This is a genomic window from Bradyrhizobium sp. HKCCYLRH2060, from assembly GCF_051168135.1.
GTDB lineage: Bacteria > Pseudomonadota > Alphaproteobacteria > Rhizobiales > Xanthobacteraceae > Bradyrhizobium.
In genome coordinates, this window is the sequence record NZ_JBNPUK010000030.1 from 1 (window position 1) to 18,407 (window position 18,407).

An 18,407-nucleotide genomic window follows, 5' to 3' on the forward strand; every position below is an offset into this window, starting at 1 on the left:
GCTTCACAGCGCGAAAACCATGGTGTTACCTTTGAAACATTGTCCGCCGAAGTCTTCTCGTCCGATCTCAGAACCAAGCCGAAGCTCAACCCCGAGACCCGCAAGGACTCCGCCGTCCACGTTTCTCTTTCTTCATCTTCACTTGTCAAACAGCCCGGGACCTCGGTCCCACCCTCATGTGGAGGGGTCGCCCAACCTTTTTCGACGTCGATGAGCAACCGGGTTTTACCGGTTGTGCATCACTCAACGAAAGTGAGGAGCAATATTGGCGCGAATGCTCGCCTCGGTGTGTCCCGAAGCGGCGCCGCGCTCAGTGATCGGGTTTATAGGGGGGGCCGATCGGGGTGTCAACGCCCAATGTCAACAAATCGTCGCATCGAATCATTTTTTTCCGGACAGCAGGAGAACCCCGATTTCTTGCGGACTTCGTGCCCCACTTGGGCCACAATCCTGCGACGATTTGTTAAGCATCGACCTGGGTTGATTTGGGTCCAGCGGGGACTGCCATCGATTCAAGGATGATCCAGATCAAGGAAGCGGCGAGCCCTTCGCCTGATACGGCCGAGACGACATCGAGAGATCCTGAAGAACAATAGCGGTTCGTGGAGTCCGGCTTTCGGGCCAGAGAGTCTCGAACCGACAGAAGCGCGCCATCATTCCGAGCCGTTTGTCTTGGACGTTAAGCCAACCGGCAGCTGAGTGATCTCGGTGCTGACTTTGAACTTGGGGGACGAAGGTTGAGCCATCGGACGTCACGCGGGGGGTACGGACGCGAGATCGGCATGATCGATCTCGGTCATGAGCCGCCGCTATCGGTCGATGGCTCCGAAGCCGCGGTGATCGATCGCCGCCGCGTCTCCGTGCAATGGTTCTCCGGTACGATTCTGACTGGTCTGTGCGGCGCAGCCCTCATCGGCGGCGCCGTTTTTGCGTCGCTCGATGGCGAAATGACCTTCGCGCGCATGCCGGAGCGGATGGAAAGCGCGCTGCGCGGCGCCTTCGGCGCCAACGACCGCGTCGCCACCTTGCGCAAGAGCGACCGCCTGCCCCCGCCGAGCGAAGCCGCCGCGGCGCGCAACGTGGTGCGCATCTCGACCGTGACCCGCGCGGGTTCGCGCGAGCTGATCCGGGTCCGTCCCTACGTCCGGATCTCGGGCAACCTGTCGATGGCGACCAGCGATCTGTCCGCCAAGATCCCGCCCTTCAACGCCCAGCGCCTGCTGAGCGACACCGACAACGACAAGACGGGGTCCGGCGAGGATCCGAACAATCCCGAGGCCGTCGAGCCCGACGCCGAGGTCTCATTCGTGACCAAGGATCTCGCCGCCGTGCTCCCCAAGGCGAAGATCGCGACCTCGGTGGCGCTCGACGAAATCGTCATGCGGGTCCGTGATGCGGCGAACTGGCGCGGCAACAATGGCGGCGTGCGCTACGCCTCACTTGCCAATGCCGCCGCCGACGCGGCCGGCGCGCAGGCCGTCCAAGGCGGCGACCTGAAACTGTCCTATGCCAATGACGGCACCTCGCCCGATCCTTACGCCGGCTTCGAGACCCGGGTGGTGCCGGAAAATGTCACCTTGCTGCCCAAGACCAAGGACCAGATCACCGGCGGCAATCCGCTCGGCGAGCGGGTTCACCTGGTCAAGAAGGGCGATACCGTCGCCTCGATCCTGCGCGACCAGGGCGCGACGCCCGACGAAGCCAAGGCGATCGCCGCCCAGCTCGGCCCGCGCGGCCGTGACGGCGGCCTGAAGGAAGGCGAGAAACTGCGCATCCTGATGGCGCCATCCAGCCCTGCCCCCGGCGCCCGGCTGCAGCCGTTCCGCGTCATCGTCGCCAACGACACCATGATCGAGGCGGTCGCCGCGCTTTCGGACCTCGGACGATACGTCGCCGTCGACGCGCAGAGCATGAACACGGTCACCGAGACCGCTGACAACACCAATGATGAGGAAGATGACGGCACCGGTGTCCGCCTCTATCAGAGCATCTACGAGACGGCGATGCGCAACAAGGTGCCCACGCCGGTCATCGAGGACATGATCCGCATCTACTCCTACGACGTCGATTTCCAGCGCAAGGTGCAGCCCGGGGATTCGTTCGACGTCTTCTATGCCGGCGACGACGACGACAAGCCCGGCAACAACGACAAGACCGAGGTGCTGTTCACCTCCCTGACGGTCGGCGGCGAGACCAAGAAATACTACCGGTTCCAGACCCCCGACGACAGCGTCGTCGACTATTACGACGAGACCGGCAAGAGCGCGAAGAAGTTCCTGGTGCGCAAGCCGGTCAACAACGCGATCATGCGCTCCGGCTTTGGCGGCCGCCGCCATCCAATCCTCGGCTTCGTCAAGATGCACACCGGCGTCGACTGGGCCACAGCCTACGGCACCCCCATTTTTGCCTCCGGCAACGGCGTGCTCGAGAAGGTCGGCCAGGAAGGCGGCTACGGCAAATATATCCGCATCAAGCACAACAACGGCTATGAGACCGCCTACGGCCACATGTCGGCCTTTGCCAAGGGCATGGAGCCCGGCAAGCGCGTGCGCCAGGGCCAGGTCATCGGTTTCGTCGGCTCGACCGGCATGTCGACCGGCCCGCACGTCCATTACGAGATCCTGGTCAACGGCCGCTTCGTCGACCCGATGCGCGTGAAGCTGCCGCGCGGCCGGTCGCTGGAAGGCCCGATCATGGCGAGCTTCGAGAAGGAGCGCGACCGCGTCGACCAGATGATGACCAGCCGCGGCCCCGGCGCGTCGCGCATCTCCGATGCCGGCCCGATCCAGGTGAATCGGTAGCCCTGCCCCTCAGCATGCTCCAAACGCAAACGGCCCGCGCTTGGCGCGGGCCGTTGCCGTTTGAGTGCTGCGGATGTTCGAGATCAGTTCAGCTTGCGCTTCGGGATCGGCGCCTCGAACGTCGCGATCTCCGCCGTACGATGCGCCTTGCCGTTGAAGGTCAGCACATTGCCTTCCGACGAGATGGCGACGTTGTCGCCATCCTTGATGTCGCCGGCGAGAATCATCTCGGCGAGCGGATCCTGCACGCTGCGCTGGATCACCCGCTTCAAGGGACGGGCACCGTAGGCCGGATCCCAGCCCTTGGCGGCGAGCCAGTCGCGCGCGTCGCCATCGAGCGACAGCGTGATCTTGCGCTCCTCCAGAAGCTTCTGGAGGCGGGAGAACTGGATCTCGACGATCCGGCCCATCTCGCTCTTCTGCAGGCGATGGAACAGGATGATCTCGTCGACGCGGTTGAGGAACTCGGGTCGGAAATGGCTCCGCACCGTGCCCATCACCAATTCGCGGACCTCGGACGTATCCTCGCCCTCCGGCTGGTTGACCAGGAACTCGGAGCCGAGATTCGACGTCATGATGATCAGCGTGTTGCGGAAGTCGACGGTGCGGCCCTGGCCGTCGGTCAGACGGCCGTCGTCGAGCACCTGAAGCAGCACGTTGAAGACATCCGGATGCGCCTTCTCGATCTCGTCGAACAGGACGACCTGGTACGGCCGGCGGCGCACGGCCTCGGTGAGCGCCCCGCCCTCGTCATAGCCGACATAGCCGGGAGGCGCGCCGATCAGCCGCGACACCGAATGCTTCTCCATGTACTCGGACATGTCGAGCCGGACCATCGCGGTCTCGTCGTTGAACAGATACTCGGCGAGCGCCTTGGTCAGCTCGGTCTTGCCGACGCCGGTGGGGCCTAAGAACATGAACGAGCCCATCGGCCGGTGCGGGTCCTGCAGGCCGGCACGCGAGCGCCGCACGGCGGTCGCGACCGCATGCACGGCCTCGAACTGGCCGACGACACGCTTGCCGAGCGAGTCCTCCATGCGCAGCAGCTTGTCCTTCTCGCCCTCGAGCATCTTGTCAACCGGCACGCCGGTCCAGCGCGAGACCACCTGCGCGATGTGGTTGGCGGTGACCGCCTCTTCCATCATCTCGCCGGCATTCTCCTTGGCCTCGATGTCGGCCAGTTGCTTCTCCAGCTCGGGGATGCGGCCATAGGCCAGCTCGCCCGCCTTCTGATACTCGCCGCGGCGCTGCGCGTTGGCGAGCTCGATCCGCAGGCCGTCCAGCTCGCTCTTGAGCTTCTGCGCGTTCGACAGCTTGTCCTTCTCGGCGCTCCATTTCGACGTCAGCGCCGCCGACTTCTCCTCGAGATCGGCGAGCTCCTTCTCCAGCGCCTGCAGCCGCGTCTTGGAGCCAAGATCGCTCTCCTTCTTCAAGGCCTCCTGCTCGATCTTGAGCCGGATGATCTCGCGGTCGAGCGAGTCCAGTTCCTCGGGCTTGCTGTCGACCTGCATCTTCAGCCGCGCCGCCGCCTCGTCCATCAGGTCGATGGCCTTGTCCGGCAGGAAGCGGTCGGTGATGTAGCGGTTCGACAAGGTCGCCGACGCCACCAGCGCGGAGTCGGTAATGCGCACGCCGTGATGCTGCTCGTATTTGTCCTTCAGGCCGCGCAGGATCGAGATGGTGTCCTCGACCGTGGGCTCGGTGACGTAGACCGGTTGGAACCTGCGCGCGAGCGCCGCGTCCTTCTCGACATGCTTCTGATATTCGTCGAGCGTGGTCGCGCCGATGCAGTGCAGCTCACCGCGGGCGAGCGCGGGCTTCAAGAGGTTCGACGCATCCATGGCACCGTCGGCCTTGCCGGCGCCGATCAGGGTGTGCATCTCGTCGATGAACAGCACGAAGGTGCCTTCAGCGGCCGTGACCTCCTGCAGCACGGATTTCAGCCGCTCCTCGAACTCGCCGCGATATTTCGCGCCCGCAATCAGTGCGCCCAGATCGAGCGACAGCAGCCGCTTGTCCTTCAGGCTCTCCGGCACGTCGCCATTGACGATGCGCAGCGCGAGGCCCTCGACGATCGCGGTCTTGCCGACGCCGGGCTCGCCGATCAGCACGGGATTGTTCTTGGTGCGCCGTGACAGCACTTGAATCGTACGGCGGATCTCCTCGTCGCGGCCGATCACCGGATCGAGCTTGCCGTCGCGCGCCGCCTGGGTCAGGTCGCGGGCATATTTCTTCAAGGCATCATAGGCGTTCTCGGCGGTCGCCGAGTCGGCCGTGCGCCCCTTGCGCAGGCTCTCGATCGCCGCGTTGAGATTCTGCGCGGTGACGCCGCCCTTGGCGAGGATGCCGCCGGTCTCGCTGTTCTTCTCCAGCGTCAGCCCGAGCAGCAGGCGCTCCACCGTGACGAAACTGTCGCCGGCCTTCTCGGCCGCCTTTTCCGCCGCGTCGAAGGCGCGCGCCAGCTCGGGCGACAGATAGATCTGCCCGGCGCCGCTGCCCGACACTTTCGGCAGCTTGCCCAGTGCGTCCTCGGTCGCCTTCAAAATCGCGCGCGAATTGCCGCCGGCGCGATCGATCAGACCGCCCGCGAGGCCTTCGCTATCGTCGAGCAGAACCTTCAGCAGATGCAGCGGCGAAAACTGCTGATGGCCGTCGCGCATCGCCAGCGATTGCGCCGATTGGATGAAGCCCCGCGCGCGCTCGGTATATTTGTCGATATTCATGATGTTTCCCTCAGCCTGCTGTGACGCCCCGAAGGCACGGCTTCAGCATCTTCATTGGGTTTCGGACCGCGCACGTTGACGTCCATCAACGCCGCAACCATTGACGTCGCCGGCTTGCGCCCGGCTTGAGTGGAAATGTGGGAAGGCGGTGCGAAAACGGAAGGGGCCGCTTCACAAATTCGTGTGCCCTGGCCGCGACCATGGGAATCTCCTATGAGGCGGCATGAGCCAGACCCCTCCCGCGCGCATCGCCGGCCTGTACCGCTATCCGGTCAAGGGCCTTACCCCGGAACCACTGCAAACGGCCCCGTTACGGGTCGGCGAAACGCTGCCGGCCGATCGCCGCTACGCGCTGGAAAACGGCCCAACCGGCTTCGATCCGGCGGCGCCGGTGTGGAAGCCGAAAACGGCGTATCTGATGCTGATGCGCAATGAGCGCTTGGCCGGGTTCAAGACGCACTTCGGCGACGCGACCAACATCCTCACCATCCGCAAGGACGGCGCGATCGTCGCCCAAGGCGACCTCGAAAGCGCCGACGGCCGCGCCGCCATCGAGGCGTTCTTCGCGCGCGAGTTTGCCGACGAGCTGCGCGGCCCGGTCAGGCTGCTGTCGGGCGGTGGCTACGCCTTTACGGATCTGGCTCGCAAGGTGGTCTCGATCATCAACCTCGCCTCGATCGCGGAGATCGAGACCTTGGTCGGCGCGACCGTGCATCCGCTGCGCTTCCGCGCCAATGTCTACGTCGCCGGCTGGCCGGCCTGGCACGAGACCTCGCTGATGGGCGAAACGCTGCGGATCGGCTCGGCGCGGCTCAAGGTCGTCAAGACCACCACCCGCTGCGCCGCCGTCAACGTCGACCCGGACACCGCCGCCCGCGACCTCGACATCCCGCCGGCGCTGATGGCCCGGCGCGGCAACAATGAATGCGGCATCTACGCCGAGGTGATCGCAGCCGGCGACATCGCGGTCGGCGACGAACTCGCGGTCGAGCAGCTGCGGCTGGTGTAGTTCGAGCACTCACCGCATCGACGGTGCGCCCCCTCTCCCGCTTGCGGGGGAGGGCCGGGGTGGGGGCGCCACACGCGAAAATCTTCGTGAGGACAGACTTCCCCGACCCGGATCGCCTCTCCGATGCGACCTCCCCCGCAAGCGGGGGAGGCGCAGAGCGCGCGAGCCGCGAGGGCTCACCTCATCAGTTCAAGTTCGAGAGCTCTCAGTTCGGCATCACATAGGCATACACGCGGCCGCGCGACACCGCGCTCTCGCGGACGCGGTTGCCGTTGTTGCCGGAGATGACGATCGGATTGCCCTGGGCATCGACGCCCGAGACCACGCCGACATGACCGCCGCCGCGGCGGCTCATCACCGCGATCGCGCCGACCTGCGGGCCGGAGACGCGCTGGCCATAGCTCGCAAACGAGCGCGCCATGTCGGAGCCGGTGCCGCGATGGCCGGTGCGCTCCAGCACCATGTTCATGAAACGGGCGCACCACAGGCTGCGCCGGCCGGTCGGATTACCGCTGCCGATGTAGCTGCGCGCCGCGGAGACGACGCTGCTGCCGCCGCCGAAGCCGCTCGACGACGCCATGCCGTCGGACGCCGTGCCCGGCATCATGACGCTGGCCTGCGCATCGGCAACGCCGCTCACCTGCACCCGCGCCACGCCGCGCTCCCAGCGCGACAGCCGGGCGACGGAACGCCGGTGGTGATGATGCCTTGCGTAGTGATGGCCGCCGTGGCTGCGGTGGGCATGATGCCCCGAGCCGTGATGCGGACGGGCCGATGCCGGTGTTGCGGTGACGGCGACGACTGCCGCACCCATGGTCAGCGCAACGATGTGAAGCGACCGGCGAAGGGTAGACACAACCATACTCAATCCTTCTGTTACTTCCCCCAGTACCCTGACTTGGCACCCCCTGGTCCTCAGCGCGGCCCCTCTGCAAGCCGCCAGCGGAGGTCCGTAAAATGTTGCGCTGTGACGAAACCATGACCATCGACGGCAAAAGCCTGGCGACGAGAGGGTGATTCCGAGTCTATGTTGCGGCGAAAACAAGGCCGTCGATCGGGACGTTGTCGCGTATCGCGCGACTCGTCATCATCAGGCACGCGACACGGGAGGAGCTGACGATGCCCCATGCAACGGCCAAAGATGGCGTTCGCCTCTATTTTGAAGAGGTCGGCGTGGGCACGCCGCTGATCTTCCTGCACGAGTTCGCCGCCGACCACACCAATTGGGAGCCGCAACTGCGCTACTTCGCGCGGCGCCACCGCTGCATCGCCTACTCCGCGCGCGGCTACACGCCCTCGGACGTGCCGGCCGCGCCCGACGCCTATAGCCACGTGCATTTCTACACCGACGCGATCGCCGTGCTCGACCACCTCGGCATCGACAGCGCCCATTTCGTCGGCCTGTCGATGGGCTCGTACTCCGCGCTGCAGGTGGCACTGAACGCACCGGATCGCATCCGCTCGATGGTGCTGGCCGGCGTCGGCTCGGGCTCCAGCCTCGAGCATCTCGAGGCCTTCCGCGCCCAGTGCCGCGCCACCGCCGAGCAGTTCGAGACACTCGGCTCGGCCGAGACCGCCAAGGTCACCCGCGAGGCCCCCGGCCGCATTCCCTTCCTCATCAAGGACCCGCGCGGCCATGCCGACTTCTACGCCGCGCTCGCCCGCCACGACGCGCGTGGCTCGGCCAACACCATGCGCGGCTTCCAGGGCAGCAGGCCATCGATCTACACCATGACGGACGCCATCCGCCGCGTTACAACCCCGGCCCTGATCATCTGCGGCGACGAGGACGACGCCTGCATCGCGCCGAGTTTGTTTCTCAAGCAGCATCTGCCGGCGTCCGGGCTAACGTTCTTCCCGAAGTCCGGACATGTGTTGAACCTGGAGGAGCCGGCGCTGTTCAACGCATCCGTCGAGCGCTTTATCGCCCTGGTCGAGGCCGGCCGCTGGGGACCGCGCGATCCAAGGTCGATGGCAGGATAAGGAGGCATGCTGCTGCTCCGACTACATCTGTCATTGCCCGCGCACTGGATCGCACGGTCAAGCCGGGCGATGACAGCGTGTTTTGCAGCAGCCACTTTGCGTCCAAACGTCCCTCAAATCGCCGCCTCCTCCAGCCGCTGCCGCAGCAGCGGCACGGCGAAGTCGACGAAGGCGCGCAGCTTCAGCGGCAGCCGGGTCTGGCCGTCATAGACGAGATGCACCGGGCGCGGCGCCGGCTCGAAGGCTTCGAGCACGAGCTGAAGTCGGCCGCAGCGGACATGATCGACGACTTGATAGGACAACGCCCGCACCAGGCCCGCTCCCGACAGGCCGGCTTCGATCGCCGCATCGATCGTGTTGACGCCGAGGCGCGCGCGGAAGCTGGCGGGGATCTCGGCGCCGTCGACTTCGAACGGCCAGGTGCCGGGCACCGACACGCTCTGGAACGAGATCACGCCGTGCCGTGCCAGATCCTCCGGCCGCGCCGGGCAGCCATTGGCGGCGAGATAATCCGGGCTGGCGCAGATGACGTGGCGGACGCTGCCGAGCCGGGTGGCGATCAAACTCGAATCCGGCAACTGGCCGATGCGCAGGGCGACGTCGACCTGGTCGTCGAGAAAGTGCGCGACACGATCGGTCATCACGAGATCGACCGCCACGTCCGGAAAGGCGCCAAGGAAGCGCGTCACCACAGGCAGCGCATGCAGCCGGCCGAACATGATCGGCGCCGTCACCACGAGATCGCCCTTGGGCTCGGAGTATTCGCCGCTGGCGACACGCTCGGCCTCGGCGACCTGTTCCAGGATCGCGCGCGCCGCTGCGACATAGGACCGACCCGCCGGCGTCAGCTCCAGGCCCTTCGCCGAGCGGATCAGAAGCGAAGCCTTCAGATGCGCTTCGAGCTCGGCCACCTTGCGGCTGACCGTCGCGAGCGGCAGCCCGAGCGTCCGGCTGGCCTTCGACAGACTCCCGGCCTCGGCTGCGGCCAACAGCACCGCCATGGCGTCCAGACGATCCAACGTATCTTTCCAAAAAATGGGAGGCCTCTTCTCGAATCTAGCGACTCGCGCCCGATTTTGGAAGGCATAGAACCAGGGCGACGGGCGGCCAACGAGTCCCGACCGCCCGAGACCAGGAGCTTCCCCATGACCACCCAGACCCGCTTCCGAACCGCGACCGTCCACGGCCGCAACGTCTTCTACCGCGAGGCCGGCGACCCGACGGCGCCGACGATCCTGCTGCTGCATGGCCTGCCGACCAGCAGCCAGATGTTCCGCGACCTGATCCCCGCGCTCGCCGATCGCTTCCATCTGGTAGCGCCCGACTACATCGGATTCGGCCATTCCGACGCGCCGTCGCGTGCAGAGTTCGACTACACCTTCGACAACCTCGCCCGGCATGTCGCGGGTCTCGTCGACGTGCTCGGGCTCGAGTCCTACATTCTCTACATGCAGGACTATGGCGGGCCGGTCGGCTTCCGCCTGTTCACGCAGCGGCCGGAGCGCGTGAGAGGCTTCATCCTCCAGAATACCAATGCCTATATGGAGGGGGTCGGCGAGGCGCCGAAGAAGGTGCTGCTGCCGTTGTGGGAGACGCGCACGCCGGAGACCGAGGCGCCCGCTCGCGAGCTGCTGAGCCTCGACGGCACCAAGTTCCAATGGCTGGTCGGCGCCAAGGATCCTGAAGCCGTCAATCCCGACAACTGGACTCTCGACCAGGCGCTGCTCGACCGTCCGGGCACGCAGGACTACCAGCTCGATCTGCTGGAGAACTACAAGACCAACGTCGCGCGCTATCCGGAGTGGCAGGCGGCCTTCCGCGCCCACAGCCCGAAGACGCTGATCGTCTGGGGCCAGCACGATCCGTTCTTCATCCCGCCCGGCGCCCGCGCCTATCTCAACGACCTCGCCGACGTAAAGCTGGTGTGGCTCGACGCGGGACACTTCGTGCTCGACGAGAACACGCCGAAGGTCGTAGCCGAGATCAAGGCGGTGTTCGCGGGCGAGAGAGCGCGCGCATCATCTGCGGCCTAATCCAACAGGGATCGTCACACCACGGAGTGCTGGCAAGCGCGACAGCCGAGGCTCGAGTCGCGCTCTCGCCCGCGCCGGTCGCTGTGTCCTCCGAGAGGCCGCGGCGTACTGGATGCCCGCTTGCGCGGGCATGACAGCCGAGGCTCCCCACCCTCCTCCGTCATCGCGAGCGCCAGCGAAGCGATCCAGGGGCCATACGGAACGGCGTCACGCGTGGCCCCTGGATTGCTTCGTCGCTTGCGCTCCTCGCAATGACGCCCGAAAGCTCCGGCGTCCTCCTACTCGCCAATGATCTTGATCAGCACGCGTTTGCGCCGCCCGCCGTCGAACTCGCCGTAGAAGATCTGCTCCCACGGGCCAAAGTCGAGCTTGGCTTGCGTGATCGCGACCACGACCTCGCGGCCCATGATCTGGCGCTTCATGTGGGCGTCGGCATTGTCCTCGCCGGTGCGGTTGTGGCGATAGCCCGCCACCGGCTCGTGCGGGGCGAGTTCCTCCAGCCATTGCTCATAGTCGTGATGCAGCCCGCTCTCGTCGTCATTGATGAAGACCGACGCCGTGATGTGCATGGCGTTGACGAGCACGAGGCCCTCGCGCACGCCGCTCTCCTTCAGCGCCGCCTCGACCTCACGCGTGATGTTGATGAAGGCCCGCCGGCCCGGCGTCTGGAACCAAAGTTCCTTGCGGAACGATCTCATCGGAACAATTCCAATCTCGTTTGCCATGGCTGCTGATACAGCATGATCGTGTCGGTCCTCGAGTGTGCCGCAGCTCACAGCGCACAGTTCCGACTTCGCCCACACTGGACACGATGGGGTGCATACTGCAAGTCACGAGGGACAGTCTCGCTCCGTCATACAATCCAAGATTGAACCGAACGTTGCGCGGACAGACTTAACTGCATTGCCGATCTCATTTCGACGATGACAACGACAGCGTGGCGGCTCGCCTTTGGGCGACGACCGTGCAGACCTGATCCGGCTGCAGCCGCTCAATCTCATCGCACGAGAAGCTCGACTTCTGCAGGCCCGGCGCCGATCGCAGCGAGTCGCCATTCAGAGGAGAGAGACAATGAGTTTGCTGCGTATCAATCTGTTTGGCGGTCTTGAAATCAGACGGGTCTCGGGCGAGCAGGTCGTCATTCCAAGCCGCAAGGCGGCAACGCTCCTGGGCTATCTCGCCCTCACCTCTCCGCACGGCATTTCACGCAGCAAGCTGGCCGCGCTCCTGTGGGAAGGCCGCTTCGGCGACAATGCGCGCGCAAACCTGCGCCAGGCGCTGTTGACGCTGCGCCGGGTGCTGCCGCAATGCGCCGACGTCATCTCGGCGGAGCGCGACGACATCCGCATCCATCCGAACGCCGTCACCACCGACGTGCAGGAGTTCGAGCTGCTGCTGCAACTCGGCGATCTGGAGACCATGGCCCGCGCCGCCGCGCTGTTCCGCGGCGAATTGCTCGACGGCATCAGCTCGACGTCCTGCGCGTTCGAGGCGTGGCTCTCCGCCGAGCGTCAACGCTTGAAGACGCGAGCGATCCGGGCGATCGCGGGTCTGCTCGACGTCGGCGGCCGGGAACATGTGGAGATCGCCACGACGTTCTCATTGCGTGTGCTGGCCGCCGATCCGCTGCAGGAGGACGTCCACCGCACCTTGATGCGCTGCTACGCGCAGCAGGGCCGCCGTGCCGACGCCCTGCGTCAATATGACTTCTGCCGCACCATCCTGCGCAAGCAGGTCGGCGCCACGCCGGAGAGCGAAACCGAATCCCTGCAGCGTGAGATCAGGCGCATGCTCCGCGTCTGACGATCGGCGCGACCTTGCTCCATGCGTTCCACACACGATCGATTTTGACGGCACTTTCACGCCCTGCTTGACACTTGCATCACGGCCACACGCGCAACATCGCCCTCGATCGACGTCGCGCAGCAACTACTCCTGATGAGGTCAAGCGGCGCGCCGCTCGAAGATCAGACAACGAGCGAGGAGACTCAACATGAGTGGCATGCAGCAGTCGACTGAAGACTATGGTCAATTGAATCCCGAAGGGATCTTCGGCTCCGTTCTCGGCAGGTTCGCCGGACAAGCGATCGGACGCCTGATCGGCGGCAAGACCGGCCGCGACTTTGGCGGCGCCATCGGCGGAATCGCCGGCGGGTTCGCGCCGTTCTCGGCCGGCCCCGGCACCGAGCAGCCGTCGGAGATGGAGCTGCAGGGCTTCTGGAGCGTACTCAAGAAGATCGGACAGGGCGTCCAGACCGGTCTCAATGTCGGCCACAACCTCGGCATCTTCAGCGCCGGTCCGCAGGCCGCACCCGCCGCCGCGCAGCCGACCGACATGGAGCTGCAGGGCTTCTGGAGCGTGCTCAAGAAGATCGGTCAGGGCGTCCAGACCGGCCTCAATGTCGGCCACAACCTCGGCATCTTCAGCGCCGGCCCGCAGGCAGCCCCCGCCGCCGCGCAGCCGACCGACATGGAGCTGCAGGGCTTCTGGAGCGTGCTCAAGAAGATCGGTCAGGGCGTCCAGACCGGTATCAATGTCGGCCACAACCTCGGCATCTTCAACGTCGATCCGCAGGCCGCGGCCGCCACGGCGCAGCCGACCGACATGGAGCTGCAGGGCTTCTGGAGCGTGCTCAAGAAGATCGGACAGGGCGTCCAGACCGGTCTCAATGTCGGCCACAACCTCGGCATCTTCAGCGCCGGTCCGCAAGCGGCCCCCGCCGCCGCGCAGCCGACCGACATGGAGCTGCAGGGCTTCTGGAGCGTGCTCAAGAAGATCGGACAGGGCGTCCAGACCGGCCTCGATGTCGGCCACAACCTCGGCATCTTCAGCGCCGGCCCGCAGGCCGCCGCGGCGGCGCAGCCGACCGACATGGAGCTGCAGAGCTTCTGGAGCGTGCTCAAGAAGATCGGACAGGGCGTCCAGACCGGCCTCGATGTCGGCCACAACCTCGGCATCTTCAGCGCCGGCCCGCAGGCCGCCGCGGCGGCGCAGCCGACCGACATGGAGCTGCAGGGCTTCTGGAGCGTGCTCAAGAAGATCGGACAGGGCGCGCAGACCGGCCTCAACATCGGGCATACGCTCGGCATCTTCGCCACCGGCCAGCCCACCGGCACGATGCACTAGGACGACCGATTGGAAGCAACGATCCGCGACATTCGCAACGCGGATGCAAGCGAGTGAGACGGTGGGCGCACCAAAGGTCCGCCCACCGCCGACCTGACATGGAGGGAGCGAGGCATGGCGGATCCGAACTCGGAGCAGGAATTCATCGTGCAGGGCGAGCCGGTCAAGTCCGGCCAGCTTGCTGATCATCTGAGCCGTGAGCCCGGCGTGAAGCGCATCGGTCAGGTCGCCCCCGACGTCGTCATCCTGTCGATGACGAAGAGCCAGGCCGATCGCCTCCGATCGACTTTCAGCACGATCGTGGTCGAGCCGAACGCTCCACTGAAACCCTTTGGCGCCGGCTGACTCCAGCCGCGCCCCCGACGATGTCACGAGCGAGAATGAAGGAGCCCGCAGATGGCCGCACGAAGCAAACCCGAAATCTCTGATCAGAAGGATGCGGCCGGCACGGCCGTCAACGGCACCGGAGCGCAGCCGGGAGCGGAGCAGCCCTCGGCCGAGGCCGCTGCCGCACCGCAGGCCGCGGCAGCGGCGACCGCCGCATCAGCCCCTGCCGCGAAAGGGACCGGTCGCAGCGACGGCGGCAAGGCGGCGCCAGCGACGGGGCAACCCGGCGCAACGATCTCGCAGCGACGGGCGCAGTACATCCTGGCCCCGCGCCAGCAGACGGGGCTTGCGACCTTCAGCGCCGACTTCATCGTCCAGCAACTGACAAACACTCCCGACATCGACGTGGTGAAGACGATTCAGCCGCCGCGGCTGCTCGGATTTCAGAGCGCCGACCCGGGACAGGCGCCGCTCGGCCCCATGGTGCTGGCCCGCATGACGCCCGACAAGGCCGAATTGCTCAAGGCCCAGGCCGGAGCGCGGCTCGCGGTCGAGCACGATGCGCCGCTCACCTACATGCTCGATCCGACCGTTCCGCAGACTCCGGCGCCGCACCAGCTTCCCAATCCCGGCGTTCTCATTCCCATGGCCGACGGCTTCTCGACGACGATCGAAGTGGTCGGCGAGAGCGGACCGTTGCCCGAGACGGAAGTCTACGTGTTCGGCAGCGTGTGGCCGGTTCAGGGCGTCACCGACGCCAGCGGCCGTGTCACGCTCAAGATTCAGGGCGAAACGCCCGACACCATCCGCTCGATCCTGATCAAGCCGCGGGTCGATTACTGGACCTTCTGGCTCGACCGTCCGCAACTGACCCCCGACAGCGTAAATCGCATTGCCGCGAAGACGCTGGGCGCCTACCTGCGCGGCTTTCCCGGCCAGCAATTGCTGGGATGGGGCCAGCGCGCGATGGGCCTCGATCGTGTTCCCCTCGCCTACAATGGCGCGGGCGTGAAGATCGCGGTGATCGATTCCGGCGCAGCACCAACGCATCGCAATCTGCACGGCGTCACGATCGGCAAGAGCATCGTCGGCAATGATCCCGCGAGCTGGACCATCGATACCATCGGTCACGGCTCGCATTGCGCCGGGATCATCGCCGGCGGCCCGGTCGGCAGCGGCGGCGGCATTCGCGGCTTCGCTCCGGCGGCCGAAATCCATGTCTGCCGGATCTTCCCGGGCGGCCGGTTCAGCGATCTCGTCTCGGCGCTCGACTACTGCATGGAGAACGGCATCGACGTCGCCAATATGAGCCTGGGCGGCGGCGAGCCGTCGCAGATCATCGAGGAGCGGATCCTGCGGGCCAAGCAGATGGGCCTCGCCTGTATCGTCGCTGCGGGAAATTCGTCGGGGCCGGTCCAGTTTCCCGGCTCGACGCCGCATTGCCTGTCGGTCGCCGCGATGGGCAAATGGGGCGAGTTTCCCGAGGACAGCTTCCACGCCCAGCAGGCGCTGGACGGCTTCCGCAGCAGCGACGGATATTTTCCGGCGAAGTTCAGCTGCTTCGGGCCGGAGATCGACGTCTGCGCGCCCGGCGTCGGCATCGTGTCCTCGCTGCCGGCCGATGGATTCGGGGCGTGGGACGGCACCTCGATGGCGACGCCGCATGTCACCGGCCTCGCTGCGCTGGTGCTGGCGCATCATCCCGACTTCAAGGGCCCGTTCGCGACGCGCGACGCGCGACGCGTGGAGCGGCTGTTCCAGATCCTGAAGGAGACGTCGACGCCGCTGCAGTTCGGCGACCCCAATCGTGCGGGAGCCGGGCTGCCGAACGCGATGCGCGCCCTCGGCCTGGAAGCGGCCGTCGCCTCCGCGCCCGCGGCCGATCCCTCGCTCGACGTCCTTCGTCGTCTGCTGGGACTGGCGCGCGGCGAAGCGCAGAACGCCGCGACGTCTCCGACGCTGGCGCCGCAGGCGCCCAATGGCAAGCCCAACGGATCCGGCTCGGTTGCCAGGGGCCCGGCAACGACGACCGGCGAGTGGTCGAGCCCGGCCGCCGGTGATCCCAGTCCGGCGCAGATCCGCGACATGATGCACAAGGTCGGCTTGCTGTAGATTGCCGACGAGGCAGCAGCGACCAAGCCGCATCAGACGTTGTACGGCGGGCAGTTTGCGCATGAGCTTCATGCACGAACTGCCCGTCACGTTAGTTGTCATTAGATATGCGACCACCGTGTGAATGAGTTAAGTCCAGAGGGATTGAAGACGCGCAATCCTCGCCGGATCACCGCGGCGGTCTGCGCTATCAAGCCGCCGCAGCCAGAATCTCTGCCCACGCCTCCGGCGTGACTGCGTAGGGACCAACGGCGCCGCTATGGAATTTGCGCCATAGCGACGGGCGGATCAGCGACGCGCCGAGCGCAGCGATGACGGGAACGAGCGCAAGCGGATCGCCCGCGACTGGCGTCAGTTCCTCGGTTGATCCGGCGTAGTCGCCGCGTGCCGCAATCGCATCGATCGCTTCGCGCAACACCGCGATCCGCGCCCCCGTCTGCTCGGCGGCGCCAAGGATCGCCAGCAGCGTCTGGCGGGTCCGCACGCCGGCGGCCCCGGCCGGACATTCCCCAGTCGCAGCACCAATGGCCGCATCGATCATCGCCGCAACGAGATCCACACCCGCAGCGAAGGCGTTGGCAGGTTCGACCAGCCGGGGATTGACATCAATGATGACCGGTCCGCCATCGGCGATGATCACATCCATCGACAGCCCACCGTGCCAATCCAGCAACGCGACCAGCCGCGACAGCATGACGGCCAGACCGGGCAGCACGATGCTCTGCTTCAGCGACGCTCCGCCACCGACGCCCTCGCGCACGCGAAGGCAGGCATGATGCGCAACCAGCCGGCCGCGGTTGGCAACGGCCTGCACCATTGCGAGCGGCCCTGCCACCTGAGCCTGGGCAATCAACGCCGAGCCGTCACCAAGTCCAAGCTCGCGCGCGGCTGCATTGAGCTCGGCGGCGTTTCGCGCCCTGCGGACGCCCGAGCTTGCCGTGCTGACGGGGCGCTTCAGAAAAACGGGATAGGCTGCGACGTCACGGAGATCCTCGATCCGCGAGACCATCGTCGTGGGCGGCTGTGGCACGCTTGCGGCTTCGAGCGTATGAAAGGCCGATATCTTGTCCTGAACCCGCGCGAGACTTTTGAACGGCGGCACGATCGTCGCGCCCCGGAGCTGCGGCAATCTTGCCGAGAGCACCGTCACCTGTTCCTGCGTGGGAAACAGCAGATCGACCTTTCGCTCGGCTGCAATGCGTTCTGCCGCGGCGAGCCATCCGAACGGATCGCGTCCGAACCGCGGCACGGCGTGAACAGCCCGCACATGCCGGGTGAAGCGCGACAGGCAGATCCGCGTCGAGGACAGGATCTCGACCTCATGTCCGAGCGCGCCGAGGCGCCCGGCGACCTGACGCGACGTGAGGCCTGATCCTTCCGACAGCAGGACGCGCATCCCAGATCGCCTCACGTTCCTGAAGAGAAGAAGTGTCGGAGATCGCGAAAGGTGGCATCGAACCGCGGCCAAATCAATGTTTGTGCTTGGCTCGCGGTCTCGGCGAGCCTTGAGCCGCGTCCATCAGCGATGATTAATCGCGGCGCATCGGTTCGGAGAGTCCGGGATCGACCTGCCAACGCCGCGTGATGTTGGTGACAGGGAGAATGCACGTGATGTCCGCACGACGGGCAGATCGCGCATGACGCTCATGCACGAATTGCCCGTCGTGTTAGTTCGTCGCACGAAAGTCCTTGCGCCGTCGGGCAAATCAGGCGCAGATTTCCGCGCGTCCCGCCTCACAGCAAGAGGGGCGTATCGCGGTCGTCACGAACGCTGAGTGTGGGATGCGATGGGCGTGTCGGATTGCGCGTGGGATTGCCCGCGCGGACGAACAATTCCGATGCGCACGGTCAAGTCGCGCGGTCCTGGCATCCCGACGCTGATGTCAAGTTCGTTGTGGTGCTCTGCATCACGCGGACGACGGTGGCCAGAAAGCCGGCGCACCGGGGAGAACGCGAAGCAGCCGTTCAACCATCGCGCAGGGAAGGCCGGGTGTTCCGGCTCGTACCTGTGGTTCCTGCCGCCTGCATTTTTTTCGCAGGCGGGCCATGGGTGCGGCCAGCATCCGGCCTTCCCTGCGCCTCTGCGTTATCCGGAGGCGACGCGTGACGCAAAGCTCGGGCGCGGATGCGCCGCGAGGATAAGGCAGCATGTCTCAGACTAACCGCTCTTTGAAAAGTGGAAACCGCCAACCCCAAGCTCGTCATGGCCGGGCTTGTCCCACGGCTGTCCGGTTCAGACAGACTGGACATGGTGCATGGCGTGGATTCTTCTGCGGTCTTGAGCATCGCCAA

Annotated in this window: 13 protein-coding genes; 8 read left to right on the forward strand and 5 right to left on the reverse strand. The window is 65.9% G+C overall.

Annotation, left to right across the window (positions count from 1 at the left end; all coding sequences use genetic code 11):
• The first annotated feature begins 737 nt into the window (after window positions 1-737).
• Entirely contained in the window at window positions 738-2,801 is a 2,064-nt protein-coding gene (locus ACQR10_RS32405; protein ID WP_315802896.1) for a M23 family metallopeptidase, read from the forward strand.
• Window positions 2,802-2,884: 83 nt separating this feature from the next.
• On the opposite strand, the gene clpB is transcribed toward ACQR10_RS32405, so the two are convergent.
• On the reverse strand, window positions 2,885-5,524 hold the full coding sequence (gene clpB, locus ACQR10_RS32410) for an ATP-dependent chaperone ClpB (RefSeq protein WP_316216130.1): 2,640 nt from the start codon (window positions 5,522-5,524) through the stop codon (window positions 2,885-2,887).
• Between the two features lie 223 nt (window positions 5,525-5,747).
• Between clpB and ACQR10_RS32415 the strand changes: the two genes are divergently transcribed.
• Entirely contained in the window at window positions 5,748-6,533 is a 786-nt protein-coding gene (locus ACQR10_RS32415; RefSeq protein WP_316180477.1) for an MOSC domain-containing protein, read from the forward strand.
• 205 nt (window positions 6,534-6,738) lie between these two features.
• On the opposite strand, the gene ACQR10_RS32420 is transcribed toward ACQR10_RS32415, so the two are convergent.
• Window positions 6,739-7,395 (reverse strand): TIGR02594 family protein, encoded by a 657-nt coding sequence (locus ACQR10_RS32420; RefSeq protein ID WP_316216129.1) that lies wholly within the window; start codon window positions 7,393-7,395, stop codon window positions 6,739-6,741.
• Between the two features lie 257 nt (window positions 7,396-7,652).
• Between ACQR10_RS32420 and ACQR10_RS32425 the strand changes: the two genes are divergently transcribed.
• Window positions 7,653-8,516 carry an alpha/beta fold hydrolase gene (locus ACQR10_RS32425; protein ID WP_315802892.1) on the forward strand — a complete coding sequence of 288 codons (864 nt, stop codon included), beginning with the start codon at window positions 7,653-7,655 and terminating at the stop codon, window positions 8,514-8,516.
• Between the two features lie 113 nt (window positions 8,517-8,629).
• Here ACQR10_RS32425 and ACQR10_RS32430 read toward each other — a convergent pair whose 3' ends face one another.
• Complete coding sequence (locus tag ACQR10_RS32430; RefSeq protein ID WP_316216128.1) at window positions 8,630-9,535, reverse strand: LysR family transcriptional regulator; 906 nt, start codon at window positions 9,533-9,535, stop codon at window positions 8,630-8,632.
• Between the two features lie 126 nt (window positions 9,536-9,661).
• Between ACQR10_RS32430 and ACQR10_RS32435 the strand changes: the two genes are divergently transcribed.
• A complete protein-coding gene (locus ACQR10_RS32435; protein ID WP_316216127.1) occupies window positions 9,662-10,549 on the forward strand; it encodes an alpha/beta fold hydrolase in 888 nt (295 codons plus the stop codon).
• 278 nt (window positions 10,550-10,827) lie between these two features.
• Here ACQR10_RS32435 and ACQR10_RS32440 read toward each other — a convergent pair whose 3' ends face one another.
• Entirely contained in the window at window positions 10,828-11,247 is a 420-nt protein-coding gene (locus tag ACQR10_RS32440; RefSeq protein ID WP_315802889.1) for a secondary thiamine-phosphate synthase enzyme YjbQ, read from the reverse strand.
• A gap of 373 nt (window positions 11,248-11,620) precedes the next feature.
• Between ACQR10_RS32440 and ACQR10_RS32445 the strand changes: the two genes are divergently transcribed.
• From ACQR10_RS32445 to ACQR10_RS32460, 4 genes are all read left to right on the forward strand, one after another.
• A complete protein-coding gene (locus ACQR10_RS32445; RefSeq protein ID WP_316216126.1) occupies window positions 11,621-12,352 on the forward strand; it encodes an AfsR/SARP family transcriptional regulator in 732 nt (243 codons plus the stop codon).
• 190 nt (window positions 12,353-12,542) lie between these two features.
• Window positions 12,543-13,676 carry a hypothetical protein gene (locus ACQR10_RS32450; RefSeq protein ID WP_316216125.1) on the forward strand — a complete coding sequence of 378 codons (1,134 nt, stop codon included), beginning with the start codon at window positions 12,543-12,545 and terminating at the stop codon, window positions 13,674-13,676.
• 114 nt (window positions 13,677-13,790) lie between these two features.
• Window positions 13,791-14,021: a hypothetical protein gene (locus tag ACQR10_RS32455; protein WP_315802886.1), complete on the forward strand. Its 231-nt coding sequence runs from the start codon at window positions 13,791-13,793 to the stop codon at window positions 14,019-14,021.
• 51 nt (window positions 14,022-14,072) lie between these two features.
• A complete protein-coding gene (locus ACQR10_RS32460) occupies window positions 14,073-16,115 on the forward strand; it encodes a S8 family serine peptidase (protein WP_316216124.1) in 2,043 nt (680 codons plus the stop codon).
• Between the two features lie 190 nt (window positions 16,116-16,305).
• On the opposite strand, the gene ACQR10_RS32465 is transcribed toward ACQR10_RS32460, so the two are convergent.
• Complete coding sequence (locus ACQR10_RS32465; RefSeq protein ID WP_316216123.1) at window positions 16,306-17,511, reverse strand: ATP-grasp domain-containing protein; 1,206 nt, start codon at window positions 17,509-17,511, stop codon at window positions 16,306-16,308.
• Window positions 17,512-18,407: the final 896 nt, after the last annotated feature.

What these genes read in the sequence shown, in the direction of transcription:
- clpB (WP_316216130.1), bottom strand. Translation starts at nt 5,524, where the DNA reads ATGAATATCGACAAATATACCGAGCGCGCGCGGGGCTTCATCCAATCG.
- ACQR10_RS32415 (WP_316180477.1), top strand. Translation starts at nt 5,748, where the DNA reads ATGAGCCAGACCCCTCCCGCGCGCATCGCCGGCCTGTACCGCTATCCG.
- ACQR10_RS32420 (WP_316216129.1), bottom strand. Translation starts at nt 7,395, where the DNA reads ATGGTTGTGTCTACCCTTCGCCGGTCGCTTCACATCGTTGCGCTGACC.
- ACQR10_RS32425 (WP_315802892.1), top strand. Translation starts at nt 7,653, where the DNA reads ATGCCCCATGCAACGGCCAAAGATGGCGTTCGCCTCTATTTTGAAGAG.
- ACQR10_RS32435 (WP_316216127.1), top strand. Translation starts at nt 9,662, where the DNA reads ATGACCACCCAGACCCGCTTCCGAACCGCGACCGTCCACGGCCGCAAC.
- ACQR10_RS32440 (WP_315802889.1), bottom strand. Translation starts at nt 11,247, where the DNA reads ATGAGATCGTTCCGCAAGGAACTTTGGTTCCAGACGCCGGGCCGGCGG.
- ACQR10_RS32445 (WP_316216126.1), top strand. Translation starts at nt 11,621, where the DNA reads ATGAGTTTGCTGCGTATCAATCTGTTTGGCGGTCTTGAAATCAGACGG.
- ACQR10_RS32450 (WP_316216125.1), top strand. Translation starts at nt 12,543, where the DNA reads ATGAGTGGCATGCAGCAGTCGACTGAAGACTATGGTCAATTGAATCCC.
- ACQR10_RS32455 (WP_315802886.1), top strand. Translation starts at nt 13,791, where the DNA reads ATGGCGGATCCGAACTCGGAGCAGGAATTCATCGTGCAGGGCGAGCCG.
- ACQR10_RS32460 (WP_316216124.1), top strand. Translation starts at nt 14,073, where the DNA reads ATGGCCGCACGAAGCAAACCCGAAATCTCTGATCAGAAGGATGCGGCC.
- ACQR10_RS32465 (WP_316216123.1), bottom strand. Translation starts at nt 17,511, where the DNA reads ATGCGCGTCCTGCTGTCGGAAGGATCAGGCCTCACGTCGCGTCAGGTC.